This is a genomic window from Iamia sp. SCSIO 61187 (genome assembly GCF_019443745.1).
Taxonomy (GTDB): domain Bacteria; phylum Actinomycetota; class Acidimicrobiia; order Acidimicrobiales; family Iamiaceae; genus Iamia.
This window is the reverse complement of sequence record NZ_CP050948.1, coordinates 3999712-4024803: the sequence shown is the minus strand read 5'-3', so window position 1 is coordinate 4024803 and position 25092 is coordinate 3999712. Positions and strand designations below refer to the sequence as shown.

At 69.3% G+C, this 25092-nt stretch carries 26 protein-coding genes; 12 read left to right on the top strand and 14 right to left on the bottom strand.

Annotation, left to right across the window (positions count from 1 at the left end; all coding sequences use genetic code 11):
- Nucleotides 1-20 precede the first annotated feature (20 nt).
- Nucleotides 21-500 (top strand): ImmA/IrrE family metallo-endopeptidase, encoded by a 480-nt coding sequence (locus tag HC251_RS19380; protein WP_255566490.1) that lies wholly within the window; start codon nt 21-23, stop codon nt 498-500.
- Complete coding sequence (locus HC251_RS19375) at nt 497-1033, top strand: DUF4411 family protein (protein WP_219942249.1); 537 nt, start codon at nt 497-499, stop codon at nt 1031-1033. The genes HC251_RS19380 and HC251_RS19375 overlap by 4 nt, the downstream gene beginning before the upstream one ends.
- 62 nt (nt 1034-1095) lie before the next feature.
- Here the strand turns inward: HC251_RS19375 and xerC are convergent, their stop codons facing one another.
- Complete coding sequence (gene xerC, locus HC251_RS19370) at nt 1096-2268, bottom strand: tyrosine recombinase XerC (protein ID WP_219942248.1); 1173 nt, start codon at nt 2266-2268, stop codon at nt 1096-1098.
- 573 nt (nt 2269-2841) lie between these two features.
- Between xerC and HC251_RS19365 the strand changes: the two genes are divergently transcribed.
- The 4 genes from HC251_RS19365 to HC251_RS19350 all read left to right on the top strand — a co-directional run bounded on the left by HC251_RS19365 (nt 2842) and on the right by HC251_RS19350 (nt 4860).
- Nucleotides 2842-3060, top strand: coding sequence for a hypothetical protein (locus tag HC251_RS19365; RefSeq protein WP_219942247.1), 219 nt, complete (start codon nt 2842-2844; stop codon nt 3058-3060).
- Between the two features lie 110 nt (nt 3061-3170).
- Nucleotides 3171-3614, top strand: a complete 444-nt coding sequence (locus HC251_RS19360; protein ID WP_219942246.1) for a DUF2752 domain-containing protein — start codon at nt 3171-3173, stop codon at nt 3612-3614.
- Between the two features lie 116 nt (nt 3615-3730).
- The gene (gene lspA / locus HC251_RS19355) at nt 3731-4216 is read left to right on the top strand and encodes a signal peptidase II (RefSeq protein ID WP_219942245.1); all 486 of its coding nucleotides are present in this window, start codon (nt 3731-3733) and stop codon (nt 4214-4216) included.
- Between the two features lie 152 nt (nt 4217-4368).
- Entirely contained in the window at nt 4369-4860 is a 492-nt protein-coding gene (locus tag HC251_RS19350) for a TlpA disulfide reductase family protein (protein WP_219942244.1), read from the top strand.
- Between the two features lie 37 nt (nt 4861-4897).
- Here the strand turns inward: HC251_RS19350 and HC251_RS19345 are convergent, their stop codons facing one another.
- The 13 genes from HC251_RS19345 to HC251_RS19285 all read right to left on the bottom strand — a co-directional run bounded on the left by HC251_RS19345 (nt 4898) and on the right by HC251_RS19285 (nt 18802).
- Nucleotides 4898-7237 carry an FtsX-like permease family protein gene (locus HC251_RS19345; RefSeq protein WP_219942243.1) on the bottom strand — a complete coding sequence of 780 codons (2340 nt, stop codon included), beginning with the start codon at nt 7235-7237 and terminating at the stop codon, nt 4898-4900.
- Nucleotides 7234-7953 carry an ABC transporter ATP-binding protein gene (locus tag HC251_RS19340; RefSeq protein WP_219942242.1) on the bottom strand — a complete coding sequence of 240 codons (720 nt, stop codon included), beginning with the start codon at nt 7951-7953 and terminating at the stop codon, nt 7234-7236. Before HC251_RS19340 ends, HC251_RS19345 begins: the two co-directional genes overlap by 4 nt.
- Nucleotides 7953-9350, bottom strand: coding sequence for a dihydrolipoyl dehydrogenase (gene lpdA, locus HC251_RS19335; RefSeq protein WP_219942241.1), 1398 nt, complete (start codon nt 9348-9350; stop codon nt 7953-7955). Before lpdA ends, HC251_RS19340 begins: the two co-directional genes overlap by 1 nt.
- Nucleotides 9351-9404: 54 nt before the next feature.
- On the bottom strand, nt 9405-10064 hold the full coding sequence (locus tag HC251_RS19330) for an adenylate/guanylate cyclase domain-containing protein (protein ID WP_219942240.1): 660 nt from the start codon (nt 10062-10064) through the stop codon (nt 9405-9407).
- Nucleotides 10061-12013: a cation-translocating P-type ATPase gene (locus tag HC251_RS19325; RefSeq protein ID WP_255566489.1), complete on the bottom strand. Its 1953-nt coding sequence runs from the start codon at nt 12011-12013 to the stop codon at nt 10061-10063. The genes HC251_RS19330 and HC251_RS19325 overlap by 4 nt, the downstream gene beginning before the upstream one ends.
- Entirely contained in the window at nt 12010-12357 is a 348-nt protein-coding gene (locus HC251_RS19320; RefSeq protein ID WP_219942239.1) for a helix-turn-helix transcriptional regulator, read from the bottom strand. Before HC251_RS19320 ends, HC251_RS19325 begins: the two co-directional genes overlap by 4 nt.
- Before the next feature lie 90 nt (nt 12358-12447).
- Nucleotides 12448-13398 carry a hypothetical protein gene (locus tag HC251_RS19315; RefSeq protein WP_219942238.1) on the bottom strand — a complete coding sequence of 317 codons (951 nt, stop codon included), beginning with the start codon at nt 13396-13398 and terminating at the stop codon, nt 12448-12450.
- A gap of 41 nt (nt 13399-13439) precedes the next feature.
- A complete protein-coding gene (locus HC251_RS19310; protein ID WP_219942237.1) occupies nt 13440-13835 on the bottom strand; it encodes a hypothetical protein in 396 nt (131 codons plus the stop codon).
- Nucleotides 13814-14542: a cytochrome c biogenesis CcdA family protein gene (locus tag HC251_RS19305; RefSeq protein ID WP_219942236.1), complete on the bottom strand. Its 729-nt coding sequence runs from the start codon at nt 14540-14542 to the stop codon at nt 13814-13816. The genes HC251_RS19310 and HC251_RS19305 overlap by 22 nt, the downstream gene beginning before the upstream one ends.
- 46 nt (nt 14543-14588) lie before the next feature.
- A complete protein-coding gene (locus HC251_RS19300) occupies nt 14589-15113 on the bottom strand; it encodes a TlpA disulfide reductase family protein (RefSeq protein ID WP_219942235.1) in 525 nt (174 codons plus the stop codon).
- Between the two features lie 68 nt (nt 15114-15181).
- The gene (locus HC251_RS19295; protein WP_219942234.1) at nt 15182-17221 is read right to left on the bottom strand and encodes a heme lyase CcmF/NrfE family subunit; all 2040 of its coding nucleotides are present in this window, start codon (nt 17219-17221) and stop codon (nt 15182-15184) included.
- 215 nt (nt 17222-17436) lie between these two features.
- Nucleotides 17437-18108: a TlpA disulfide reductase family protein gene (locus HC251_RS19290; protein ID WP_219942233.1), complete on the bottom strand. Its 672-nt coding sequence runs from the start codon at nt 18106-18108 to the stop codon at nt 17437-17439.
- A 160-nt stretch (nt 18109-18268) separates the two neighbouring features.
- Nucleotides 18269-18802: a TetR/AcrR family transcriptional regulator gene (locus tag HC251_RS19285; RefSeq protein ID WP_219942232.1), complete on the bottom strand. Its 534-nt coding sequence runs from the start codon at nt 18800-18802 to the stop codon at nt 18269-18271.
- Between the two features lie 110 nt (nt 18803-18912).
- On the opposite strand from HC251_RS19285, the gene HC251_RS19280 reads away from it, so the two are divergent.
- From HC251_RS19280 to HC251_RS19255, 6 genes are all read left to right on the top strand, one after another.
- On the top strand, nt 18913-19845 hold the full coding sequence (locus tag HC251_RS19280) for a sterol desaturase family protein (RefSeq protein ID WP_219942231.1): 933 nt from the start codon (nt 18913-18915) through the stop codon (nt 19843-19845).
- A 25-nt stretch (nt 19846-19870) separates the two neighbouring features.
- Nucleotides 19871-20578: a zf-HC2 domain-containing protein gene (locus HC251_RS19275; protein WP_219942230.1), complete on the top strand. Its 708-nt coding sequence runs from the start codon at nt 19871-19873 to the stop codon at nt 20576-20578.
- A complete protein-coding gene (locus tag HC251_RS19270; protein ID WP_219942229.1) occupies nt 20575-21045 on the top strand; it encodes a cupredoxin domain-containing protein in 471 nt (156 codons plus the stop codon). Before HC251_RS19275 ends, HC251_RS19270 begins: the two co-directional genes overlap by 4 nt.
- Nucleotides 21046-21064: 19 nt before the next feature.
- Entirely contained in the window at nt 21065-22753 is a 1689-nt protein-coding gene (locus HC251_RS19265) for a copper resistance CopC/CopD family protein (RefSeq protein WP_255566750.1), read from the top strand.
- On the top strand, nt 22750-23367 hold the full coding sequence (locus tag HC251_RS19260) for a hypothetical protein (protein WP_219942227.1): 618 nt from the start codon (nt 22750-22752) through the stop codon (nt 23365-23367). Before HC251_RS19265 ends, HC251_RS19260 begins: the two co-directional genes overlap by 4 nt.
- Nucleotides 23368-23860: 493 nt before the next feature.
- Nucleotides 23861-25069 (top strand): DUF4214 domain-containing protein, encoded by a 1209-nt coding sequence (locus HC251_RS19255; RefSeq protein WP_219942226.1) that lies wholly within the window; start codon nt 23861-23863, stop codon nt 25067-25069.
- Nucleotides 25070-25092 lie beyond the last annotated feature (23 nt).

Below are 25092 nucleotides of genomic sequence, written 5' to 3'. Positions count from 1 at the left end.
TCTCGTTCGTCAACCCGCGGATGCCTAACGCGCCGGCGGTCGAGCGGTGGTGCGAGAGGTTCGCTGCCGCCTTTCTGCTGCCCGCGGAGGCGTTCAAGTCAATGGCGGCAGCCCTCGGGTTGGGCCTCGACACCGACGAGCGGGACGCGTTTTCCTTGATTTCCCGAATCGCTCGCCGTTTCAAGGTCAGCCTGCGGGCCGCCGCCATCCGTGCGGAGGAGACGGGCGTTCGGCCACGCCTATTTGGGGTTGTCGAACAACTGGCGGGGCCCACGCTTGATCTGCCGCCCGAGCCCACCAAGAAGGCTGGCGGCGGCGTGCCTGCAGCCGAGAAGCGGGTGCGGTTCTTCGGGCGTCGCGTGCCCGATCTGTTCATAAGTGGCGTCGATCAGGGTCTCATCACGCAGCGAGAGGCAGGAGGGTACCTACATCTAGCGCCCGCGGGCTTCACCGATCTCGAGCACATGATTCGATCGGGTAGCGACAAGGTGGCCAGGTGAAGGTGCACGTTCTGGACTCCAGCACCATCGTCAATCTGAAGTCCGAGATCCCGGTCGGCAAGCAGTGGGAGTTCTTCAAGCGCCTTGAGGCCAAGGTGGACGCCGGCGAGGTTGCAATAGCCAAGTCGGTGATCCGGGAGGTGTCGGATGTTCAGCATCCGGACATGCCCGGGGCGTGGGCGAGGGGGATGCAGGACCGTATGCAGCATCCACTGGAGCCGGATCCGGCGTCGGTTGCGGCCGTGATGGCGAAGGCACCAGAGGTGGTCGATCAGTCTTCGGACCGAGAAGAGGCGGACCCTGAGGTCATTGGACTGGCTCTGGACATGATCGCCGCTGGTCACGATGTGGTCGTCGTGACTGACGACGCGGTGGACCGGATGCCCATCAAGATCGCGATGACCACGGCGTGCGGTAGGTGCGGTGTGCAGTGCATGAGCACCACCGAGTTCCTCGATCTAATGGCTGCGCCCGAGGATGGCTTAGACGACCCACGGGACAACGAGGGACTCGAAGACGACGCCGGACTCTGACCCTGCCGAGCGAGCCTCAGGGCGGACGTCGTCAAGTACCGGGACTTTGGCAACCAAGGGCGTCACCAAACTTCGGTGGCGGCGGTGGCGGTGGCGGCGAGGTCGCCTCGGACGCTGACGTAGCGGCTGAGGGTGAAGGCGGTGTTGGCGTGGCCGAGCATTGCGCTCACCGCCGGTGCCTCGAGGCCGACGTCGTAGAGCATCCAGCAGGCGGCGACGTGGCGCATGTCGTGGGGGTGCCAGATCGCCGACATCGGTCCCTGCATGGGCCAGCCCGCGGCCTTCGCTGCCCGAGCCCAGAAGCGCTGGACCGTCCGGCGGTTGGCGAAGCCGCCGTCGGTGCCGATGAAGAGGAGGGCGTCGGATGGGCGCTCAGCGCACCAGGCGGCGAGGTCGTCGCAGAGGCTGGCCGGGAAGATCGTCTGCCGGCGCTGCCGATTCTTGGTGGTTTTGATGGCGAAGCCCTTCCGGGACTGCTCGACGGCCCGGACGACGGCGATGCTCCGCTTCGGCGAGAAGGTCAGGTCGCACGGGCGGAGGGCGATGAGCTCACCCCAGCGGAGGCCGCTGCGGTGCTTGAGCCTCATGGCCAGTGCCCAGTCCGGATGACCCTGCTCGGCGAGCGCCGCGAAGAGGGCGGCGCACTGCTCGTCGGTCGGCAGGTCGTCGCGTGGGATGAAGCCGGTTGCCTCGCCCTGGTGCTCGGGCTTCGGCGTGTACTGCACCTTCCACATCGGGTCTGCCTCACGGGGGAGCCACCGGTTCTTGAAGGCGAAGGTGACGAGCGCACGCATCGCGGCACCGAGGTTCTGCACCGTCGCCGGCGCCAGCGAGGCGCGAGCCTGGTCGAGCACCTGATCGGAGTCGGCGGGGGTCCAGGCCCGCAGCGGATGGTCATCGAGCACAGGGCGGACCCAGCAGCGGAGAAGGTACTCCTGACGCTCGGCGTACCGGGTCGACCGGGACCCGAGACTGGCGAGGTAGCGGTCGATCAGCTGCCCGACAGTGGTCGGGGCGTTGCCCCTCCCGGGGAGGGTGACCGACGAGGCGAGTGACGTCTCGATCTCGCGGGCGCGTTGGCGGGCCTCGGCCTCGGTCGAGAAGCGGAGGAAGATCCGCTTGCCGTTGGGGTCCTTGGCGATTACCCGGTAGGTGGGCCTGGACTCGGACGGTGCGTAGACGCGGGTCCCGTACTCGAACGAGGCGATCGGCTTGCTGTAGATCCGGCGCGGCATGAGGCTTCCTCTCCGCGGGCACTAGGCCCTGATGGGGTGAGGAAGCTCTCGTGCGTCGGCTCGCCGACGCCCTGCGGGCTTCGAGCAGGAATGTGTCCCGATTGTGTCCCTCAGCGGCCTGGGGGTCAACGGCCCGTGCTTCGGCAGGCGGGCTGACCAGGGAGTTTGTCGCCGCGGCATGGCGCGGATTCCGCTCAGATCACCACCCTCTCAAGGTGGCGGCACGGGTTCGAATCCCGTTGGGGGTGCTCAGCACCAAGCCCCTGGAAGGAGGCAGAAACGCCCTCCGACCAGGGGCTTTGTCGTTTCCGGGCTCCGCCGCCGCCGTCCATCCCGTGTCGGTCCGTTGCGTCCCGATCGGTCCCGTGGCGAGCCGTTTGTGCCCGATTTGTGCCCGTCTGACGGACTCGGCCGAAGAAATCTCGATGGACCGTGGATCGCAGCAGCAGGTCGCGCGATCGTGGGAACGCATGTACCCAAGTGACGGAGCCCGTTCGGCTGGCGAGGACCCCACGATCGACTACATCGTCCTGGCCTACGCCGGGCTTGGACGGCGTCTCCCGAGCCCAGCTGATGGGCCAGGCGTTCCGCGATCTCTCCCTCGAAGAGAAGGAGCTGGCGATGCGCCGTCTGGGTCAGGCCGGCTTGCTGGAGTGGGACGGCGAACGGGTCTGGCGCACACCTGCCGGCCACCGGGCCATCGAGCGCGTGGCTGCCCTGGGGCAGAGCCGCGGCTGGAGCGGCTATGGCGGTTGGGTGAGCCAGGTCCTGTACGACCGCACAACGCCGTAGGGGCCACGGCTCACGAACTCCCGGTTCGAGCGCAGTGCCGAGAGCCTTGCGAGAACCTCGTTCCGTCGCATGCCGTAGGTTGCGTTCGATCACGGAAGGAGCAAGGGACGATGATCGAGATGACAGCGGCAGCGGCAGGCCGTCCCCGGGTCGCCCTCGCTTCTGCGGATCGCGCCAGGTGGCTGCTTGTCCTTGGTGCTGCGGCTGTCCTCGGCGCCATCGGACTTCGAGTCGGTGGTCTGCCGAAGTTCGACCCAGGTGGACCGCTCCACAGCGCCGGCATCCCTTGTCCGTTCTGTGGCGGCACGCGAGGGACCCTCGCGTTGGCCAACGGTGATGTCGGGGTGGCGTGGTCGTGGAACCCGGTGGTGCCGCTGCTCGCCATCCTGGTTGTGGCGGTGATCGTTCGCGCCGTCGTGGGTCGGCTGACGGGTCGATGGGTGGAGGTCTTCGTCCCGCGGAAGTTCGTGCTGGGTGCTGCGATGGTCGGGTTGGTCGCTCTGCAGGTGAACCAGTCGCTTCAAGCGGAGCGGCTTCTCGGCGCCAGCGCGTAGGCGTGCCGACTTCTCATAACGGATCGGCGATAATACAATCCCTCGCCGATGCAACTAACTGCCCGCAAGCTCTGGCATGCCCGCGCTGAGCGGCCCTCGATCTGCGAGTGCGAAGCGTGAGTGCGCGCCGGCGCCTGGTCGTCGCCGCGGGGGCCGCCCTCGTGGTCGATGCGGCCTCGAAGATGTGGGCTGCTGCCGCGCTGGCTGTGCCGGTTGAGATCGGGGGATCGCTCTCGCTCCAGCTGTCGCGAAACCCGGGGGTCGCGTTCGGCCTCGGTCAGTCGGCACCGACCGGTCTGCTCCTCGTGCTCACCGGGGCGCTCTGCGTCGGCCTGGCCCGGGCTGGTTGGACGGGTCGCCTGCAGCCACCGCTTGCAGTTGGGCTTGTGCTCGGAGGGGCGGTCGGCAACCTGCTCGATCGGATGGTGGGTGGCTCGGTTGTCGACATGGTGCATCTGACGTGGTGGCCGACCTTCAACCTTGCTGACGTCGCGATATGCACAGGAGCGGCGCTCATCGTGTTCGACGGTGCTCGCCAAGAGCTGCGGGGACGCGGCACCGAACCGATCGGCGTGTCCCAGGCCGAGACCTCGGAGCGGTGAGCCGGCGCAGGTCGCTGGCGGGAGTCAGGGGAGCGGGAACAGCAGGCGGGACCGATGTGAGCGGGCATAGGCGAACCCGCCGAAAGGCGGAGGCGGATTCGACGAGTCGAGAGTGGCGACGGAGTCGCCCGTGGATCGGGCTCGGGTTTGCCGTGGTGGCGGTCGTCGCGGGGAACTCTGCATGGACTCCGCGGCCGGCCGAACTTCGCGCTGGCGAAGGCAAGCAGGCACCGAACTTCGACCTGCCCGATCTGGAGGACCCAAAGGCGACGGTGGGTCTCGACGGTCGGGGTGGTCGCCCGGCGGTGGTCAACTTCTGGGCTTCGTGGTGCCTGCCGTGTCGATGGGAGATGCCGGCGCTGCAAGCGGCGTATGACGAGTTCGGTGACCGGGTGGCCTTCATCGGGGTCAATCACCAGGACAACCGGGACGATGCGCTCGGGTTCGTCGCCGAGGCCGGCGTCGCCTATCCGTCGGGCATGGACCCCGACCGCGGCACTGCACGCGACTACGGGCTCTTCGGCATGCCGTCCACGGTGTTCGTCGCCCGCGACGGGACCATCGCGGGGACTCGCACGGGTGAGCTGACGGCGGCCGAGCTCGCCCGGGCGATCCGCGAGCTGCTGGACGACGACGGCACCTAGACCCGCTCGACCACTGCCTTGATCGGCTCGGAAGGGGTCATCCGAGGGTCTTGGTGGCGGACGCCAGGTCCAGGCGTGCCACGCGACGTAGGGGGAGCAGTAGGGCAAGGAGGGCGATGGCCAGGACCCCCGCCGCGGCGATGACGTAGCTCGCAGGTGTGGCCCGCACCTCGAGGGTGAAGAGGTCGGCGGCTATGGCGTCGCCGAGGCGAGCGGCCACCCACGTTCCTGCGAGCAGGCCTGGGAGGAGGGCGAGGGCCCACAGCACCAGGACCTCGAGGGCGAGGAGGCGGGCGATCAGTGCGGGCCGGGCGCCGACGGATCGCATGGTGGCGTATTCGCGTTCGCGTTCGAGGACGTTGATGGTCATGGCGTTGAAGAGGACGGCGAAGGCCATGGCGCCGGAGAACGCGAGCATCACGGCGATGAGGGCGTCGAACACCGAAAGCAGCGACCGCAGGTCGGATCGTTGCTCGTCGCGGACCGCGACGGCGGTGACGCCGGGGACGTCGTAGAGAGCCGAGCGGATCGTGGCCTGGTCGCCCTCGACCCGGAGGTGCATGCCGTTGGCGACGGTCGCGCCGGCCACCTCGGCTGCGGTGGTGAGCCCGACGTAGGCCCGGGACGGGATGGGCTCGTCGGATGTGGCACTGACCCTGAGGCGGACGGGGCCGGTTGGCGTGGCCGCGGTGAGCGAGTCGCCAACGTCGATGCCGAGATCGTCTGCGAGCCCGTCGGTGAGCACGATCTGGCCGGGCGCAAGCGCTCTGGCCATCGTCGTGCCATCGAGGCGGAGTCGGCGGAGGTCCTGTCCAGGATCGAGGGCGGTGAGCAGCACGTCTTGGGCGCGGGCACGCGCTTCGAGACGCGCAGGAGCCTGAAGGAAGGGACTGGCCTCGGTGACACCGGGAGTGTCGGTGATCGGTGCGCGTGCGGCGGGGTCTCGTGGTTCGTCGAAGGTGACGGCGATGTCCCACTGCTCGAGGTCATCGAACGTGCGGGTGATGAAGAGATCCACTGCGTCGCGCAGGGCGAGGACCATGAGCAGCAGGAGCATGGCGGCAGCGATGCCGCTGGCGGTGCCGATGGCGCGGCCTCGGGCCCTGGTGGCGGTGCGGAGGGGCAGGCGGGCGTTGAGCGGCAGGGGCAGGAGGCGTTCGATTCGGCTTCGCCTCCCCGGGTGGTCGAGGCCGACGGGGTCGATGCGGGTGGCGAGGGCGGGGGCGAGTCGGGCGGACCGGCGGGCGGGGTGCCAGGTCGCGACGGCGATGGCGACGAGCGAGACTCCGACCGCCAGTGCGGCGAGTGCGGGGTGGAAGGCGGAGGTGGTGTAGGGAACGCCGATCTCGGCGGTGTAGGCGCGGGTGACGACGCCGCTTAGGAGGCTTCCTGCGACGACACCCACGATCGAGCCGATGGTGCCGATCACGAGGGCGTGGGTGAGGTAGTGGGTCAGGACGGTACGGTCGGTGTAGCCGAGCGCTTTCATGATGCCGATGAGCGGTCGTTGGCTGCGGACGACGCGGCCCATCATCACGGCCATGGCGATCACGCCGGCGGCAAGGATGATGGTGGGCATGGCGATGGCGATGGCGCGGAAGCTCCCTAGGTCCTGCTCCAGGGCGGCGTAGCTGGCCTGGTCGGAGCGAGGGGTGGCCTCGATCACCGAGGCCCGCCCGCGCAGGTCGGCCTCCACGGCGGCCGTCGAGGAGTTGTCGCCGTCCAGGCGTACGACGATGTCGTTGACCTGGCCGCGATTGTCGGTCAGCTCCTGGAGCTGGGTCCGGTCGATGAAAATGACGGCGAAGCTGCTGGGGGCGGGGAGGAGCTCGTAGCGGTCGGGGGTGACCTGCAAGTACTCGGGTGTCGCCACCGTCGCCGCAACGCGCAACGGGACCTCCTCGCCGTCGAGGAGCGCAGTCACCGTGTCGCCCGGTGCGATGCCACGGCGTTCGGCGAAGGTCCGTTCGAGGAGCACTCCGTCGGTGTCAGACGGCCGCTGCCCGTCGATGACAGCCACGTCGTTCACTGCGGCCGGCCCGGTGACGCTGGTCCCGATGAGCCGGGCCCGGACGCGATCCCGCCCGACCTGCAGGCCGCTGTCGATCACCAGGCGGGCCTCGACGTCCTGCACATCGGGTCGCGTCGCGACGTCCTCGACGAGGGATTGGTCCGTCGGCTCGATGCGGTACCAGGCGTCGGCGAGGCGGAGGCGTTCATAGGTGGTGGCTTCGGAGGAGGCCAGGTCCTGGTAGGCGCCGATGGCGGCGATGAACACGGTCACCCCGAGAGCGATCACCGACGCCAGGGCGATGGTCTGGGCGCGGTTGGCGCGCAGCTCCCGGAGCGTCTTGCGGGCGAGAAGCCGCCGGGTCACCAGTCCAGCTCGCTTGGCGGGGTCGGGTTCGGGTTGCGCTCGTCGTACTCGATGCGTCCGTCGCGCAGCCGCAGGACCCGGTCGGCCATAGGAGCTATGGCGCCGTTGTGGGTGACGAGCAGGACCGTGGTGTTCTCCCGCCGGGCCGTGTCGTTGAGAACGTCGAGGACCTGGCGGCCGGTGTCGACGTCGAGGTTGCCGGTCGGCTCGTCGCACAGGAGCACTGCGGGCCGGTTGGCCAGAGCGCGGGCGATGGCGACTCGTTGCTGCTGGCCACCGGACAGCTGTGACGGGAAGTGATCAGCACGGTCCCCGAGCCCCACCCGCTCGAGCAGCTCCCGAGCTCGCCGGGCTGCACCCGCGTGGTCGCGGTCGACGAGGGCGAGGGCGAACTCGACGTTCTCCGCGGCGGTCAGGGATGGGATGAGGTTGAAGAACTGGAACACGAACCCGACCGTGCGCGCCCGGTAGTCCGCCAGACGCCGCGCATCGTGGTCCGCCGTCGCCTCGCCAGCGACGGCGACCGCACCCGAGGAGGGGGAGTCCAGGCCGCCGATCAGGTTGAGGAGAGTTGTCTTGCCCGAACCCGAAGGTCCGAGCAGGACCACCACCTGGCCCGCGTCGACATCGAGGTCGAGGCCACGCAGGGCCTGGACCGTCACCTCGCCCATGCGGTACTCGCGGGTGACGTCCCGCAGTTCGATCAGCGGCGCCATCAGCCGTGGAGCGGTCGCCCGGCGGCGGCCATGTGCGCTTCGCCGATGGCCTCCACGAGGGTCGGGTGCGGGTGGATGAACTGGGCCACCTCGGTGGGGAGCGCCTCCCAGCTGTAGATGAGCTGGGCCTCTCCGATGATGTCGGTCGCACGCGGGCCCACGATGTGGACGCCAAGCACCGGCCCACCCTCGGCGCCGACGAGCACCTTCACGTGCCCGCTGGCCTTGGTCATCATCGCCCGGGCGTTGTGGCTGAAGGGGTGCAGCTGACTCTGGAAGGGGATGCCGCGCTCGGTGAGTTGTTGCTCGGTGAGGCCGACCGAGGCGACCTCGGGGTGGCAGTAGTAGACGCGTGGTGTGCCGGCGTAGTCGATGGGCACCACGGACCGGCCTGCGATGCGCTCGGCGACGAGGAACCCCTCCTGGAACGAGGAGTGGGCCAAGCCGAGGCGGCCGATCACGTCGCCTATGGCGTAGACCCCTGCGGCTTCGGTCTCGCACCACTCATTGACACCGACGTAGCCACGGTCCAGCGTTACACCGGCCTCGCTGAAGCCCATCCCGTCGCTGACAGGCGCGCGGCCGATGGCAACGAGGACGATGTCGCCTTCGAGAGCCGTGCCGTCGCCCAACCGGACCCGCACGGCGTCGCTGGACCGGTCTGCGCCCACGACGCTCACCCCGGTGCGCACGTCGATGCCCTGCTTGCTCAGGGCCGAAGCAAGGGCCTTGCTCGTGTCGACGTCCTCGCGTGGCACGACGGCCGGCAGTGCCTCGATGACCGTGACGGATCGGGCGCCGAACGTTTTCCAGATCGTCGCGAACTCCACGCCGACGGCGCTGGCACCGATGATGATCGGCCGTTCGGGGACCCGCTCGAGGAACAGGGCGTGGTCGCTGGTGATCACGCGGTGCCCGTCGACGTCGAGGCCCTCGACCGGCAGTGCTCGTGGTGCCGAGCCGGTGGCGAGCACCAGACCGCGAGTTGCAGCCACCCGTCGGAGGCCGTCGGCGGTGTCGACGTCGAGGGTGGTCGCGTTGGTCATCCGGGCTGTGCCGGCGATGACCTCGACGCCGCGGCGGCGAAGCGTCGACTGGAGGCCCTTGTGGTTGGTGTCGACGATGCGCTGCTTGTAGCGCTGAACTGCTACCGGGTCGACGCCGTGGAAGGTCGCGCGCACGCCGTAGTGGGCGGCGTCGGCTGCGTGTTCGGCGACCTCTGCCGCCTGGAGCAGTGCCTTTGCTGGGATGCAGCCGCGGTGGAGGCACGTTCCGCCGACCTTGTCCCGTTCGACCACGGCGGTGCGCAGCCCGAGGTCGGCTGCTCGCAGGGCGCACGAGTAGCCGCCGGTGCCACCGCCCAACACGACGACATCGAAGGTCTCCGCCGCTGTCATCGGGCTGCGGCCCTCGTCGAAGTGCTGGGGGGCAGGGCGGCGGGCGGTGGCGGGTCACGTGGACGCTCCGGTGATGTAGCGGTCGGGGTCGGTGGCGAAGGCGGCGACGCATCCGAGCGAGCAGAACCGGTGCTCGATGCCTGCGTGCTTCACTCGGGCGATGGTCGCCTGGCAGGAGAGGCGCATGCGACACACCGGGTCGACGGCGACATCGACTTGGGTGGCGCAGAGCTCGACGGCGTACAGCTCGACGGGGTCGAGGATGTTGCGGAGCTGCTGGGAGCCCAGCGGGACGACGTCGATGTCGGCCTCGGCCGCCGCTCCCAAGATGGGCTCCGTGATGAGCGCCTGGCCGCTGGCGGCCCGGCTGGCGACCCGGGCGGCGAGGTTCACGGTGGCACCGAAGTAGTCGCCATCTCGTTCGATCACAGGGCCGTGGTGGAGCCCGGCGCGCGGTTCCGGGAAGCCGTCGAGCCCGTAGGCCACCTGGAAGAGGAGTCGCACCGCCTCGAACCCAGCGGCCGGTGTCGGGGCGGCGATCATGACGGCATCGCCAATGGTCTTCACCAGCTGCGCCTCGGCCTTGCGGCAGGCTTCGACGGCTGCGTCGGTGAGGGCGTCGATGAGATCGATCGCGGCGCCGTCGCCGTGGACCTCGGTCAGGGCGGTGAACCCCGCGAGGTCGATGAAGGCGACGGTCCGCTCGGTGGTCATCGCGGTGCGGCGCCGGCGCGGGCCATGCGCAGGCCCGAGATGATGACGACCAGCTCGGACAGCTCGTGGCCGGCCACGGCGATCGGGAGGTTGAGCACCCCGAGGAGGGCGCCGGGCACGAGCACGACGAGGACGGCGAACGACAGCGCCAGGTTCTGGCGCACGACCTTCCGGGTCCGCCGGGCGAGATAGAGCGCGTCGGCGAGCTTGGACAGGTCGTCGGACATGAGCGCGACGTCGGCGGTCTCGAGCGCGGCGTCGCTGCCGGCCGAACCCATGGCCACGCCGACGGTGGCGGCGGCGAGGGCGGGCGCATCGTTGATCCCGTCGCCGGCCATGACCACGCCGCCGTAGCGCTCCTGCAGATCACGGATGGCGGCCGCCTTGTCCTCGGGGCGCTGCTCGGCGAGCGTCTCATCCACGCCCGCTCGCTGGGCGATGGCCTCGGCCGTCCGGCGGTTGTCGCCGGTGATCATGACCGTGCGCTCGATGCCGGCGACCTTGAGCGCAGAGACCGTCCCTGCAGCCTGGTCCCGGATGGTGTCGGCCAGGCCGAACGCAGCCTGTGGGACGTCGTCGACGACCAGGACGACCGCCGTCGCACCAGAAGACTCCAGCTCGGCGATGCGGTCCCCGAAGGCGGCCAGCGACAACCCGCGCTCGCCCATCAGCTTGGGGGAGCCCACGAGGATGCGGCGCCCCTGGTGGCGACCTTCGATGCCGGCACCGACGAGCGCGGTGATGTCGGTGACCTCCGCGGCGGCGACCTTGCGCTCCACCGCGCCCTCGACGACGGCCTTGGCGAGCGGATGCTCGCTGGCGCGCTCCACGCCCGCCGCGAGCGCCAAGGCCCCGAGGTCGTCGATGCCCTCGGCAGCGAGGATCTCGACGAGCTCGGGGCGCCCGTGGGTGAGTGTGCCCGTCTTGTCGAAGGCGGCGACCTGGACGGTGGCCAGGTCTTCCAGGACGACGCCGCCCTTAACCAAGATGCCGCGGCGACCGGCGTTGCCGATGGCGGCGACGTAGGTGACCGGGATCGAGATGACGAGGGCACAGGGAGCGGCGGCCACGATCACCGTTGCAGCCCGCTCCAGCCAGGTGTGCCAGTCGCCGATGAGGCCCCCGATGACGGCGACAGCGACGCCGACGGCCAGGACCGCAGGTGAGTAGCGGCTGGTGAATCGCTCCATGAACCGCTGCGCTCGGCCCTTCTCCTCCTGGGCCTCGGTGACCAGGTGGACGATCTTGGCCAGCGTGTTGTTCTCGTGGGTCGCTGTCGCCTCGACGGTGAGAACACCGGAGCCGTTGAGCGTCCCGGCGAACACCTTCTGCCCTGCGGTCTTCTCCACGGGGATCGACTCGCCGGTCACCGCCGACTCGTCCAGCGCGGAAGCACCCTCGATGATGGTTCCATCGGTGGCGAGCCCCTCGCCCGGGCGGACGAGGAACCGGTCGCCCACGACGACGTCCTTCGCCGGTGTCTCGATCTGCTGGCCGTCGCGCAGCAAGGTGACGGTCTTCGGAGCCAGGTCCATGAGTGCGCGGATCGCACCTTCGGTACGGGACTCGGTGAACTCCTCGAGCGCCTCGGAGATCGAGTAGAGGAAGACCAACATCGCCGCCTCGCCCCACTCGCCCAGGGCGCCAGCGGCGAGCGCGCCCACCGTCATCAGCAGCTCGATGCCGATCTTGCGCTCGCGCACCAGCTCCTCGAGCGCTTCGAGGGCGAAGAACCGCGCCCCTGCCACCGTGGCGGCGACGTAGACACCGGAGGCCACGGCGTCGGGCCCGTCGAACGCCGAGATGAGGAAGCCGACCAGGAGCAGCAACCCGGACAGGGCCGACCAACGCACCTCGGGGCTCTCCCAGATCCGCTCGGCGCCTTCGTCGTCCTCGTCGTGAGCTCCGCTGTCGTCGACCAAGAGCCCCCGCTCCGCCTCGGCGCTCACGACACGCCCTCCTCGAAGTTCGGGCACAGGGCGATCTGGTGCCCGGTCGCCTCCAACAACGACTCTGCCGATCGCAGCACGTCGAACAGCTCGGGGGTGGCGAGTGCGTAGAACACCGCCCGCCCCTGAGGGCGATCGGTAACGAGCCCACAGTCCTTCAAGCAGGCCAGGTGGCCGGAGATGTTGGGCTGCGAGGTCCCGATCTCGCCCACGAGGTCGACGACCCTCCGCTCCCCACCCGCCAGGGTCCGCAGGATGGCAAGCCGGGTCGGGTCACCGAGCCCCCGGAACAGTTTGGCGCCCAGGGCGAGGTCGGTGTTCTCCCCATCACGAATGATCGACATGCACCGATCTTATAGCCATTGACCGATGCGTCAATGGTGAACCTGCTGGATCCAGCACCCGGCCCCGGATGCTCGCCGCCCGGGCCGACGTCAGGCCGCCAACGTGTCCTCGATCGCCCGTTCTAGGACGTCCTCGTTGGCGAAGTTGTCGAACCGGTGCGTTATGACGCCCATGGCGTCAACGACGAAGGTCCAGGGCTCGTTGCCCTCGCCGTCTTCTTGCTGGATCCACTCCGCAGCGGCGGGGTTGAGGTCTTGGCCCTCGTAGTCGGCCCAGACCTCCAGGTGCACGAACTCCATCCGATCCGCGTACCGCTCCGACAGGTCGCCAACGGTGTCGGTGATGGGGCCGCAGAACAGGCTGGTGCAGTAGGTGGGCGTCGACACCACGACCACGAACGGACGACCCGCAGCGAGTGCGTCGGCAACCGAGATCTCGTGCAGCTCGGGATCGGGGATGGGTTCGTCGTCTCTAGCGCGGGAGTCGATCGCTGCCGGAGGGACGGCGTCGTCGCCGGCGAGGGGGTTCTCGGTTCTCGGCGCAGGGGTTCCGACCGCCGACACCTTGTGATCCTCCAGCACCTCGAACACTGCCGTCACCGTGACCGGCTCTTCCTCGAGGGACAGCTGTGTGGACACGTTCCAGTAGCCAGCGTCGGGGAAGCTGAGGGGCTCGGTGGCGTAGACGCCCCGTGCGGTCGATGGTGACACTGCCTTCGGCCCCGGTGTGGCGGGATCGATCTGCTTGCCCGAGACGGCCTGGAACGACGCCGACGCCGACTGCCCAGGCCGAGGCTCTGACAGCGGGTCGTCTCTGGGCCCCACGAACTCGAAGGCGAGATCGATCGTCCCGTAGGCGATGGATTCTTGGCCGGCACCGATGAGCCCGAGCAGGAAAGGCTGAGGGCTGTCAGCGGCGAGATCGAAGTTCGCCGGAAGCGCAGCCGGAGCGGAACCACCGTCTGCCTGACCCGAGTCGCGAGAGCCTCCGCCTCCGTCGGAACATCCCAGAAGGGTCGCTGCGAGGGCGAGGGCGACCACGAGGAAGGCTGCTCTTGGGAGTCTCATGAACCTCTCATGACCTAGCACCCGGCCGGGCGCTCGTCGTCAACCACCTCGGCTGCTTCGGCCGCGGCGACCGCGAGCCTCTCCAGGCGATCGGCGAAGTCCGGCCCAGGCTCCTCGAGCACCGCCTCCACACGCTGCTTCGCCTCTAGCAACCGAGCCTCGGCGCGCCGGTCGACCCTGCCTGTCTCCGCCGCCAGCTCGTGGAGGCGTCCGTGAGCGTTGTTGACGAAGGTCCGGCGAGCCCCGTCTGCGTCGCCCCCAGCGGCCGCGGCTCGAGCCTCGCACACGGCGGCGACCACCTCCTCCCCTTCCTGCTCCGCCGGGGCCGGACTGCTGCAACCAAACATCGCGACCGTGAGTGCAGTGGCGACGACCTTCGTCGCAGGCCTCATATCGGTGGCCAGCCCCACTGGGCGAACCATCGCTGCATGGGCCGGAAGAGTGCCTGCCAACGGCCGGTGATGAACATCACTCCGACGACGACGAGGAGGGTTCCTCCGGCGATCTCGATGCGACGGCTGTGGCGGCGTAGCCAGTCCATCGAGCTGCTGGCACGGTTGAACCCCAGGGCGAGGAGCACGAACGGGATGCCGAGCCCGGCTGAGTACAGGGCGAGCAGGATGCCGCCCCACCAGGCGCTGCCTGCGACCGAGGCCGTCGCCAAGATGGTGGCGAGGACGGGCCCGATGCACGGCGCCCATCCCGCGGCGAAGGCCATGCCCATCGGGAAGGCCCACGCCGGGCCGCGCGGCACTCTGGCCAGGTCGACCCGCTTCTCGCGTTGGAGGACCGGGAGCCTCAACAGTCCCATGGTCGAAAGGCCGAGCAGGATGATCACCACTCCGAACCAGCGCACCACAGTGTCCTGGTTGCGCAGCAGGGCCGAGCCGACCACCGTGGCGCCGACGCCCAACGCGGTGAAGACCGCGGTGAACCCGGCGACGAACAGCAACGCCGCTCGCAACGTCATCCGTCGGGACGATCGCTGACCCAGCTCGGACACCGGAAGCGCCGAGACATAGGACAGGTACCCCGGGATCAGGGGAAGGCAGCACGGCGAGCTGAACGACACCAACCCAGCGACGACGGCCACGAGGGGGAGCGTGACGGTCTCCATCACCCGCACCAGTCCAGGCAGATGGGCTCGACGGTGGACGTCCCGGTCACGGACCGACCAGCCTGCTGAGGCCCTGGGCGGTGACGCCACCAATCAGCTTGTAGCGCACCGTGCCGGAGGGGTCGACGACGAAGGACTCGGGGACTCCGCGGACGCCCCAGTCGGCGATGACCTGCGACGGTGCCAGGACGACTGGCCAGTCGCCGCCGTTGCGATCAAAGAACCGGCGCACGGAGGCCTCATCATCGTCGAACACGACGCTGATCACGTTGGCCTGTCCGGCCTCGCGCTGGGCCTGCTGGAAAGCCACAAGCTCAGAGTGCTCCTCGATGCAGGGCACGCACCAGGTGGCGAAGAAGTTCACGACGAGCCAGCGGCCGTCGTAGGTCGCCGAGTCGAACTCTCGGCCCTCGATGGTCGTGCCCTGGATGCGTGGCGCCGACCGACCCAGCAGGGGGCTGTCGACCTGGCGGTCGGACGCCGGATCGCGCGTGGCCAGGAGGACGATGAGCAGGACCATCAGAACGCCGAGAGCGCCGGCGACCACCACCGGAACCGGCAGCCCGAGCACCCGCCAGCGTCGGGCCGGGGCCTCGTCGTCCTCCCCCGGGTCAAGGGCTGGGTCGGCGTGGACATCGGTCATGTCGTCACCACCGGCTCGCGCTGCTCGTCGGGTTCGTCGGTGCCGGCGGCGCCGGTGCCGCCGAGGACTGGGTCGGTGTCGTCGTCGTGGGGCCGGCGGTCCCAGCGGCTCGGTGCGGAGGTGGGCTCGGTGCCCCGGCGGCGGCGCCCAGGGAAGGCGGACAGGATCGTGCCGAGGACCATCACCGCGCCGCCGGCCCACAGCCAGCCGACGAGGGGCTGGACGATGACCCGCAGGAGGATCGTGCCGTCGGCCTCACGGGGCGCCTGGAGGAGGGCGACGTAGACGGTGTCGCCGATGCCGTAGCGCACCGCCGGCTTGCCGATCTCCTGGCTGGCGTTCGGAAATCGTTGGAGCCGGGGCTCGAGCGTCCGACCGTCGACGCGGACCTCGGTGGCCCGGACGAGGCGGGTCGGGTCGGAGTCGCGCTCCTCGTAGCCGACGTAGGTGATCTCGTGGCCGTGGATCGTGCGGGTGTCGCCCGGGGCCATGCGGGCCTCGGCCTGCTCGGCGAACGACCCCGAGGCGGCCAGCCCGATGGCGATCATCACCACACCGAAGTGGACGATCATGCCGCCGTTGGTGCGGCCCACGAGGCCGCGCCAGCCGTTGCGCCGGGTGGCCAGGATGACCTGGCGGAGGGCAGCGGCGCCGGCGAAGGCGCCCAGGCCGAATGCGACCAGGGGGACGATGCCCCGGGTGCCGGCGGCGACGCATGCGACGACCACGCCGACGCCGAACCAGGCCGGCCAGAGAAGGCGCTGCGACAGGGTCTCGGTCGAGGCCTTGCGCCATGGCAGGGCCGGGGCGACCGCCATAAGGAACAGCAGCATCAGGCCGATGGGGCCGGCCATGCGGTTGAAGTAGGGCACGCCGACCGACACCCGCCGGTCATCGACGGCCTCGGCGATGAGGGGGAACACGGTGCCGAACAGCACGACGAAGGCGAACCCGGTGAACAGGAGGTTGTTGGCGAGGAAGGAGGCCTCGCGAGACAGGGGTGAGTCGATGCGTCCCGGGGCGCGGAGCTGCTCGCCGCGCCAGCCGATGAGTCCGAGCGTGACGACCACGACAAGGCCGAAGAAGCCGAGGAAGAGGGGGCCGATGGTCGACTCGCTGAAGGCGTGGACGGAGTCGAGGACGCCGGAGCGGGTGAGGAAGGTGCCCAGGATGGTGAGGGCGAAGGTGGCGCAGAGCAGGGATAGGTTCCAGACCCGGAGCATCCCGCGCCGCTCCTGGACCATCACCGAGTGCAGGTAGGCGGTGCCGGTGAGCCAGGGCAGCAACGAGGCGTTCTCGACCGGGTCCCACGCCCAGTACCCGCCCCAGCCGAGCACCTCGTAGCTCCACCACGCACCGAGCACGATGCCGACGGTGAGGAAACCCCAGGCGAACAGGAACCAGCGACGGGTCTCGACCAGCCAGCCCTCACCCACCCGGCCGGTGGCCAGGGCGCCGATGGCGAAGGCGAACGGAACGGTGACCCCCACGTAGCCCAGGTAGAGCATCGGCGGGTGAAAGGCCATCAGCAGGTGGTCCTGCAGCAGCGGGTTGGGCCCGGGACCCTCGGTGGGCGGGTTGGCCACGGTGCCGAAGGGGTCGGCCGGACCCACCATCAGCCCGAAGAAGAAGGCAGTGACGACGAACAGGGCCAGCATGGCCCACGCCACCACCGGATCGTCGAGCCGGGTCCGGAACTTCCAGGCCACCGCCACCAGGTAGCCAGCGAGGACGAGCCCCCAGAGCAGGATCGAGCCTTCCAGCGCAGCCCACATCGTCGCGATCGTGAACGGCAACGACGTCGATCGGCTGCCGTTCTGCGCGACGAAATCGACGGAGAAGTCGCGTGTGATGAGTGCCCGTTGCAGCGCCGCGACGGCCAGCAGAGCCCCAAGCATGACCAAGCCCACGAAGGCGGGGATCTGCTTGAGGAGGGCGGGCCGACCCTTCGTCTGGGCGACGACGACGGTGAGGATGCCGCCGAGCGAGGCGACGAGGGCGAGGGCGACACCCGCGGTGCCGAGAGCCGAGTTCACCCTCGGAACCGATACGTCGAGTTGTCGGCCTGGCGCAGCTCGGTGGGTCGCAGCGCTTCGCCAGTCCGGCCGTCACCGTCCTCGAGAGCGGATAGGGGTGCGCACCGAGGATGCGGCGTGAGTTCTGGCGCACCTAGCATCGGTGGGCGACGATAACATCGGCACTCGACATCAGACGCCTCGGAACCAGCGAGCCGATGCGTCGCCAGCGGCGCTCACCCGCACTCCTCGAGCGACTGGTTGAGCAGCGACTGGTTGATCTTCTCGCACAGCCTCTCGGCCGAGATCTCGCGTCGCGAGACGTCGACGATGGTGCCGTCGGCGTCGATGAGGAACGTCGTCGGGAACGTGGTGACCTCGAGGGCGCGACCGAGGGCACCGTCCACGTCCTGCGCCAGGTCGTAGGTCACGCCCGTCCGGGCGACCATGCGGGTTGCGGCCTCCACGGAGTCGTTGACGTTCACACCCAAGAAGGCAACCTGGTCGCCGACCGACTGGAACACGCGCTCCAGATCGGGCATCTCCTCGACACAGGGAACGCACCACGAACCCCAGAAGTTCACGACCAACGGCTGACCGCGATAGTCCGTCAGGCGGACCTCCTCGTCCGAACCCAGCCGGGGGAGGGCCAGGTCGGGCGCATCCTCAGCGAGCGTGAGCTCTCCCGGTCCGGGTTCCCCTTCGTCCCCGTCGTCGTCCGTGAGGCGGCTGGCGACGAAGCCCGCGACCAGCGCTGCGACCAGCGCGATGACGGCGCACGTCGCCAAGGTTCTTCCATCCAATGTGCGACGAGGAGGCGTCGCCCTCGGATGGTCGGTCGCGTCGTCACGAGCCTCGTCGTTGGGAGCGTCGTCCTCGGGGTCGGGGCTGTCGTCGCCATCGGCCATCGCGGGACGCTACGGCGCCGTTCCCCGACAGAGCCACGCGGACGGCTGCACGGGCCGCTCCGGGGCGTCGATGGTGACGCTCCCTCGACGCCGGTCACCTGGCACCCGTGCCGGGCCCGGCCGCCAGCAGAGGATGTCTCGGCGGAGGACGACGACGGGCCTATGTCGCCGTCCATCGAAGCTGCCGGAGGACCGCCGGCCGCGCCTGCGCCGGGCTCCAACCGTGGCTTCGCCGGAGGTGGACGTAGGTCCACCCGAGGAGGTTGAAGAGCACCTCGGCATCTTCCTCTGGGTCGACGCTGGCCAGCGTTCCGTCCGCCTGTCCGTCGGTGAGGATGCGGGCGAAGGGTGCCGTGTACTCGAGTCTCGTCAGCGCGTCGTGGTCGTCGGTCGCGAGGTGGAACACCGCAGTCGGTCCGTCGAACAGACCGGCGAGGAGCGCCAGGTGCTGGTCCGCCAGGTCGAACAGGGCGTGAGCAAGCAGCATGAGGCGATCCCGAGCGCTTGTGGTCGCCGTCAAGGCCGGGAGAGCAGCGGCTCGAAACTCCTCGGCCGCAGCGAGGGCGGCGCTGGTGAGGAGCGTCTCCCGCGTTAGCCCCCGACGGTAGAGCGTGACCCGGTTCAGCCCGGCCTGCCCGGCGATCTGTTCGAGGGTCACGCCGTCGAACCCGTGCTCGGCGACGGCCGCCTCCACTGCGGCGATGAGCGCCGTCGAGGTCTCCACCGCACGATTGTGACGTAGGTGACGAGCCTCACGCAACAGAGGCGTTGCATCGTCGCAGCGGACACGTCACTATGGACTTCATGGGACGCAACGCATGTGATGCATCGGCACAACACTCCCGAACGCTGCTCGAGATGATCACCCGTCACGGGTACCTGCCCCTGATGCTCCTTGGTCTGAACGGCTTCGGCCTCTGGCTGGCCTCGCGAGGAGCCTCGAAGGTCCTGCTGGCGGCGCTTCTGATCGGAGCAATCGCGGCGTCCTTCGTGGCCGAGAGGATCGCCCCCTACGAGCCGGCCTGGAACGCCGCCCGAGGGGACGTCGGTCGTGACTTCGCCCACGCACTGGTGAACGAGGGCTTGCAGATCGGCTCCCTGCTCGCACTTCCTCTGACCGTCGAGCACTTCGGGGTCGAAGGGCTCTGGCCGAACGGCTGGCCCTTTGTGGTTCAGGTTCTCGCTGCTGTGGTGGTAGCGGACGCGGGGATCACGCTGGCCCACTGGGCGAGCCACAAGGCGCCTGCCCTCTGGCGATTTCACGCTGTCCACCACAGCGTCGAGCGCTTCTACGGCTTCAACGGGCTGTTGAAGCACCCGCTCCACCAGCTGTTCGAGACGGCTGTCGCGACGACGCCTCTCGTCGTGCTCGGGTTGCCGACCGCGGTAGCCACGGCGCTCGTCTTCATGGTCGGCATCCAGCTGCTGCTCCAGCACTCCAACGTCGACTACGCCGTCGGGCCGCTACGCCACGTGCTTGCGCTCAACTCCGTCCACCGCTTCCACCACTACCGATGGGCGGGCGTCGGTGACGTGAACTTCGGCCTCTTCACGAACATCTGGGATCGCCTGTTGGGCACCGCATCCTGGGACGAGCAGAAGCGCTTCACCTCGGACGACCTAGGCATCGACAAGCGGCCAGAGTTCCCGACTCGATACCTGGCACAGATCGCCGATCCCTTCCGCCGTTCCCCTGCGATCCCGGCGGACGAGTCGGGCACGAGGCGAGCTGGGTGACCGGACGCAACTTCCACCCGATGCGATGGCGAGGAAGGCTTCGGTCGCGAGGGAGACACCCATCCGGGCCCCGACACAGGATGGAGGGAACTGCGGCGCTCTCCGCAACGACTGGGAGAGCATGGATTGCGACGAATGCCGAGAGGCGCTCTCTGCGGATCTGGACGGCGAGGGAGACCCAGCGTCCGTGACCGGGGCGAGTCGCCACCTCGAACGCTGCGGGGCGTGTCGGGACTGGGAGACTGTCGCTGCGCGATTGCACGGCTGGGTGCGCGTCAGATCGGTGGAGCCTCTTCGCGATCGAACGGATGAGATCCTGGCGGCTGTGCCGCTGGCGATCCGTCCACGGCCGGTCAGGGAGGGGGTGCGCTACGCGCTCCTGGCGGTGGGCCTGACCCAGCTCGTACTCGCCCTCCCTGCCCTCCTCCTAGCGGAGAGCACGGCTGCCCCGATCCACATCACGAGGGAGATGGGCGCGTTCGAGGTTGCGCTCGGGATCGGCCTGCTCGCCTCGGTCTGGCGGCCTCGTCTCGCCACCGGAATGCTGCCGTTCGCAGGAGCGCTCGCAGGGGCGATGCTGCTCACTGCAGCCATCGACCTGTTCCAGGGTCAGACAGTTGCTGCGAGCGAGGGCCAGCACGTGCTCGCAATGACGGGCGTCGCTCTCCTTGCTGCGCTCACCCGACGCCCTCGTGCTGATCGGGACATGCGAAGCAGGATGTCCGCCGCATGACCTCCTTCGAAACCCATTTGCGTTTCCCTGCTGATACCCCTGCCGAGGGCAGTGACGGGGTGGTGCCCCTGACCACACTGACCCCGGCCTCACTCGACCGTCGTAGGTTCCTCCGGCTGGCCTTAGGGGCCGTGGCAGGAGCTTTGCTTGCGGCGTGTGGATCCGACGATGGAGCAGGCGGACCTGTCGGGGATCCGGTCCGCGAGTTCACGATCGTCGCGGAGAACCTGGCGTGGGACATCGACACGGTCACAGTTCCGGCAGGCGTGGAGGTCAAGGCCACGATCGAGAACCGCGATCGCAGCGTGCCCCACAACCTCCACATCCGCTCGGCAGGGGATCCCAAGTCGCCGCTCGAGGATGGCCCCGTCACCCAGACGTTGCGGTTCACGATCGATGAGCCCGGGAGCTACGACTACCTCTGCGACGCCCACCCCATGATGAAGGGCACGATCCACGCTGTCTGAGCAGTCGTCCTACGTGCTGATGTCGCCGCGAGGCGGCGCTCACATAGATTCCCCGCCCGTGCCACCGCTCGGCCGCCGTCTCGTTGTCGCCGTCGGTGCCCTGCTCGCGTTTCTCGGCACGCTGGTATTGGGCGTTGGCCCGGCCGGCGCGCACGCTTCGCTCCAGGACACCAGCCCCGCCGATGATGCCCTGGTCGAGGATGCGCCCGACCAGGTGACGCTTCGCTTCGACGAGCCGGTGAGCGCATCGACCGGCGCCGTCCAGGTGGTGTCGCCCTCGGGCGGGCGGATCGAGGATTCGGTCGACGAGGCCGACCAAGGGCGAACCCTCGTGGTCGGCATCGACGGCGGTGTCCGGGGGACCTACACGGTGGCGTACCGCGTCGTCAGCGACGACGGCCACACCATCACGGGTTCGTTCGTGTTCCACGTCGGCGTTCGCACCGGGGCAGCGAACATCGACCAGTCGATCCCCATCGCCACCTCGGCGACAGGGGGTGTGGGCCGTTGGCTCGGCTACGCGGGCGCTGCGGTGGCGGTCGGCGGCGCGCTGCTCCTCGCTCAGTTGCAACGACGCGCACCGCAAGGCGACGTCGCCGGGGCGCGTCGGATCGGCGCCCTCATCCTCGGCGGTGCGGCGACCAGCGCGTTGGGCACGGCCGCCGCGGTCGTCGCGCAGACCGCCAGCACCAGCGGCAGGTCACCCTTCGCAGCGCTGAGCCTCGTCACCGAGGTCGCAAGCGACAGCCGTCCGGTCGCAGTCGCCCTGCTCCGGTCCGGTGTGCTCCTCGCCGCTGCGCTGGTTGGCCTGGCCGGTTGGATCCGTCACCGCCCCGGGGTCCTCGTCGGCACCGGAGGGATCGTCGCCCTTGCTGGCCTGCTCGCTCCGGTCGCTGGCCATCCGTGGACCGCCGATGCGAGAGCACTGGCCGTCTCGGCTGACGCCGTCCACCTGTTGGCCGCATCGATCTGGCTCGGCATGTTGGTCGCCCTCGTCGTCGCCGGGCCGTCGCTCGCGGATCCCGACCGAGCCGTACGTGCGGTGTCCGGTGCTGCGCTGGCGGCGGCGGTGGTGGTGTTGGTCTCGGGGTCCGCTTCGGCCTGGCTGCTCTTGGGATACCGCGACGCCATCACCCAGACGGCGTCGGGTCAGCTGGTCGTCGCGAAGGTGGTGGGGTTCGCCCTGCTGGTGGTGCTCGGCTGGATCAACCGCACCCGCCTCATCCCCCTGCTCGGTCGGGTGGCAGCCGACGGGCAGCCGGCACCCTCGGCTGGCGCCGCACGGCGCGCCCTGCTCAACGTCGTGAGGGCGGAGGTCGTGGTGGGCGCCTTGGTCTTGGCGGTGACCGCCGGGCTGGTCAACCAACCGCCTGGCCGCGACGTCCTCGCCGAGCCCTACGAGGACGTGCGGACCGAGGGGGACCTCACGATGCGACTCCAGGTCACCCCGGCGCAGGTGGGCGACAACACCATGCACATCTACCTCACCGACACCGACGGTCGAGCCGTGCGGTTCGACGCGCTGGAGGCCACGGTGGCCCGGGAGGGCATCCCCCCACGCAAGCTGGACGGCGTCACCCCGGTCACACCGGACCATGCCAGCATCTACGGCGCCTCGCTCCCGACCGCGGGGACCTGGACGGTCACGCTCATGACCGTGACCTTGACGACGACAGCCACCTTCACCTTCGAGGTATCCGTTCAATGACAACCGCCCGCTGGTTGCACCGTGCCCCGATCGTGCTGGGCATCGCAGTCGCCATCGTCCTCGGGACCGCGCCCGCCGCCCACGCCCATGGCGGGGAAGGCCAGATGGAGGTCACCTCGATCACGAGGGACGGGGATGAGGTGACGGTGACGGTCCACCTGATCGCCGTCGATGACGGTCATGGCCTTCCCGACGCCACCGTCACCGTGGTCGTTGGAGAAGCCACCCCTGTCCCCATGCAGCCCGGAGCACAGGACGGCGACTACCAGGCGACGGTGGTCGCTGCCGAGGGCGCCCCGATCCGCGTCACCTCCGTCGAACCGCCGACCACCGCCGAGGTCACCGCCCCGCCGATGGCGGAAGAGACGACCTCGACGGTGACGACAACGGCACCCGAGACGACCACGACGGCCGAGGCCTCGCCGACGACCATCCCCGAGGAGCAGGCCGCCGATCCGATCTCCGATCAGGAGGTCGATGCCGGGTCCGACGATGGTGGAGCGAGCCTGGCGCTGGTCGGTGCCGCGGTCGTGGTCGTCGTTGCCCTCGTCGCGATGGGCATCATCTTGCTGGGACGCAGGCGCGACCCGGACGAGGTAGCCGCCGACGCCTGAGCGTCCAGCGGGGAAACGCATCGGCGGCGAAATGTCCCGACCTGCCTTCCAGCAGGCCTGCCCGAGCCCGTAACGTGATCGCAACATCATCGGCCGGTCGGTCGGCGGAGCTCGCCGGACCTGTTCGGACGCCGATCGGTGCCGATGGCTAGCTGACCGACGAAGAGCAAGGCGCCTCATGGACATCCATCCCCCAGCGAAGACCGTCCAGCCTCGGTTGACGCGTCGCCGGGTGCTCACCGCCGGCGCCGCCGTCGGTGCGGGGGTCGCGTTGCGCGGCTTCCCGGCCTTCGGCCAGGAAGATGCAAGCACGACGACGAGCGAGCCGTCCCCGACCGCCAGCGCATCCTCGGGCACCACCTCCCCCACATCGAGCACCAGCACCGCACCGACACCACCGACGACCGCGCAGCCTGTCCACCCGACCGAGCGATCCGTCGGTCAGACCCGCAGCTTCGACACCCTGCTTCAGGAGAGCCCCGACCGAGGCATCATGTGGCCGCTCCTGGGCCGGCCGAACACCTCGGCCACGTGGAGCGACACCTACGGCGCCTGTCGTGACGGGTGCTCCCGAGCCCACCAGGGCCAGGACCTCATCGCTCCGCAGATGACGAAGATGCTCGCCGTGGTCAGCGGCACCATCGTCGAGTTCCGCCATCGATCCTCGGGCAACTCGCTCTACATCCGCGGCGACGACGGATGGTTCTACTGCTACCTCCACAACAACGACGAGCGCCCAGGCACCCACACCACGGACAACCGGGCGGACACGGCCTGGGGGCCGAGCCTGCGGCAGTTCGTCGGCAACGAGGCCGCAGCTCGCGGTCATCGGGTCCGGCAAGGCGAGTTCGTCGCCTACTGCGGCGACAGCGGCAACGCCGAGGGCACCTATCACCTCCACTTCGAGATCCGGAAGCCGGCCAGCGGCAGCTTCTCCAGCGAGACACAGCGGCTGTGGTCGTCGGCATCGGTGAACCCGCGCGAGTCGCTGCGCAACGCCAAGGCAGCGAAGGAGCTGACGCCAGTCCCGCCCGAGGCGTTCCGGCCGTTCGACAGCTCACGCGCCTTCATCGCCTATCAGTACGAGGACTTCTTCGGCCGGGCGCCGTCGTCGGGCGACCTCACCTACTACGGCGAGATGCTGGACTACGGCACGCGGAGCCCGGACTGGCTGATGCAGTACTTCCTCGAGTCCGGCGAGGGCGACGACATGACCCAGTGCATCGCCCGCCTCTACCAGGCTTTCTACCGGCGGCTCCCGGACACGGGCGGCTTCGTGTACTGGATGGATGCCCGGCGGAGCGGATCCTGGTCCCTCCATCGGATCGCCGAGCAGTTCGCCCGAGCCCCTGAGTTCAGCCGGATGTACGGCTCCCTCGACGACGCCGGCTACGTCGACCTGGTCTACCGGAACGTGCTCGGACGCGATCCGGACGCCGCGGGAAAGCAGTACTGGGTCGATCAGCTCGCGGCCGGGGTCACCCGGGGCCGGGTCATGACCGGGTTCAGCGAGTCGCCGGAGTACAAGGCGAGCCAGAGGTCGCGCATGCACGTCGTCGCCTGCTACGGGGTGATGTTGAATCGCATCCCCACATCGTCCGAGCTGTCGGCGTGGCAGTCCCAGGTCGATGAGTCGGGCTCCACTCGCAGCATGATCACGATGCTGCGCCAGACCGACGAGTACACAGCCGCCGTGGGCTGAACTGCGCAGCGCGCCATCATTGC

Bases quoted from the DNA above. Each gene is read 5' to 3' on its own strand.
- HC251_RS19380 (WP_255566490.1), top strand. From the start codon at position 21: ATGCCTAACGCGCCGGCGGTCGAGCGGTGGTGCGAGAGGTTCGCTGCC.
- xerC (WP_219942248.1), bottom strand. From the start codon at position 2,268: ATGCCGCGCCGGATCTACAGCAAGCCGATCGCCTCGTTCGAGTACGGG.
- HC251_RS19365 (WP_219942247.1), top strand. From the start codon at position 2,842: ATGGGCCAGGCGTTCCGCGATCTCTCCCTCGAAGAGAAGGAGCTGGCG.
- HC251_RS19360 (WP_219942246.1), top strand. From the start codon at position 3,171: ATGATCGAGATGACAGCGGCAGCGGCAGGCCGTCCCCGGGTCGCCCTC.
- HC251_RS19340 (WP_219942242.1), bottom strand. From the start codon at position 7,953: ATGGCGCCGCTGATCGAACTGCGGGACGTCACCCGCGAGTACCGCATG.
- lpdA (WP_219942241.1), bottom strand. From the start codon at position 9,350: ATGACAGCGGCGGAGACCTTCGATGTCGTCGTGTTGGGCGGTGGCACC.
- HC251_RS19330 (WP_219942240.1), bottom strand. From the start codon at position 10,064: ATGACCACCGAGCGGACCGTCGCCTTCATCGACCTCGCGGGGTTCACC.
- HC251_RS19320 (WP_219942239.1), bottom strand. From the start codon at position 12,357: ATGTCGATCATTCGTGATGGGGAGAACACCGACCTCGCCCTGGGCGCC.
- HC251_RS19305 (WP_219942236.1), bottom strand. From the start codon at position 14,542: ATGGAGACCGTCACGCTCCCCCTCGTGGCCGTCGTCGCTGGGTTGGTG.
- HC251_RS19290 (WP_219942233.1), bottom strand. From the start codon at position 18,108: ATGGCCGATGGCGACGACAGCCCCGACCCCGAGGACGACGCTCCCAAC.
- HC251_RS19280 (WP_219942231.1), top strand. From the start codon at position 18,913: ATGGGACGCAACGCATGTGATGCATCGGCACAACACTCCCGAACGCTG.
- HC251_RS19275 (WP_219942230.1), top strand. From the start codon at position 19,871: ATGGCGAGGAAGGCTTCGGTCGCGAGGGAGACACCCATCCGGGCCCCG.
- HC251_RS19270 (WP_219942229.1), top strand. From the start codon at position 20,575: ATGACCTCCTTCGAAACCCATTTGCGTTTCCCTGCTGATACCCCTGCC.
- HC251_RS19265 (WP_255566750.1), top strand. From the start codon at position 21,065: ATGTCGCCGCGAGGCGGCGCTCACATAGATTCCCCGCCCGTGCCACCG.
- HC251_RS19260 (WP_219942227.1), top strand. From the start codon at position 22,750: ATGACAACCGCCCGCTGGTTGCACCGTGCCCCGATCGTGCTGGGCATC.
- HC251_RS19255 (WP_219942226.1), top strand. From the start codon at position 23,861: ATGTGGCCGCTCCTGGGCCGGCCGAACACCTCGGCCACGTGGAGCGAC.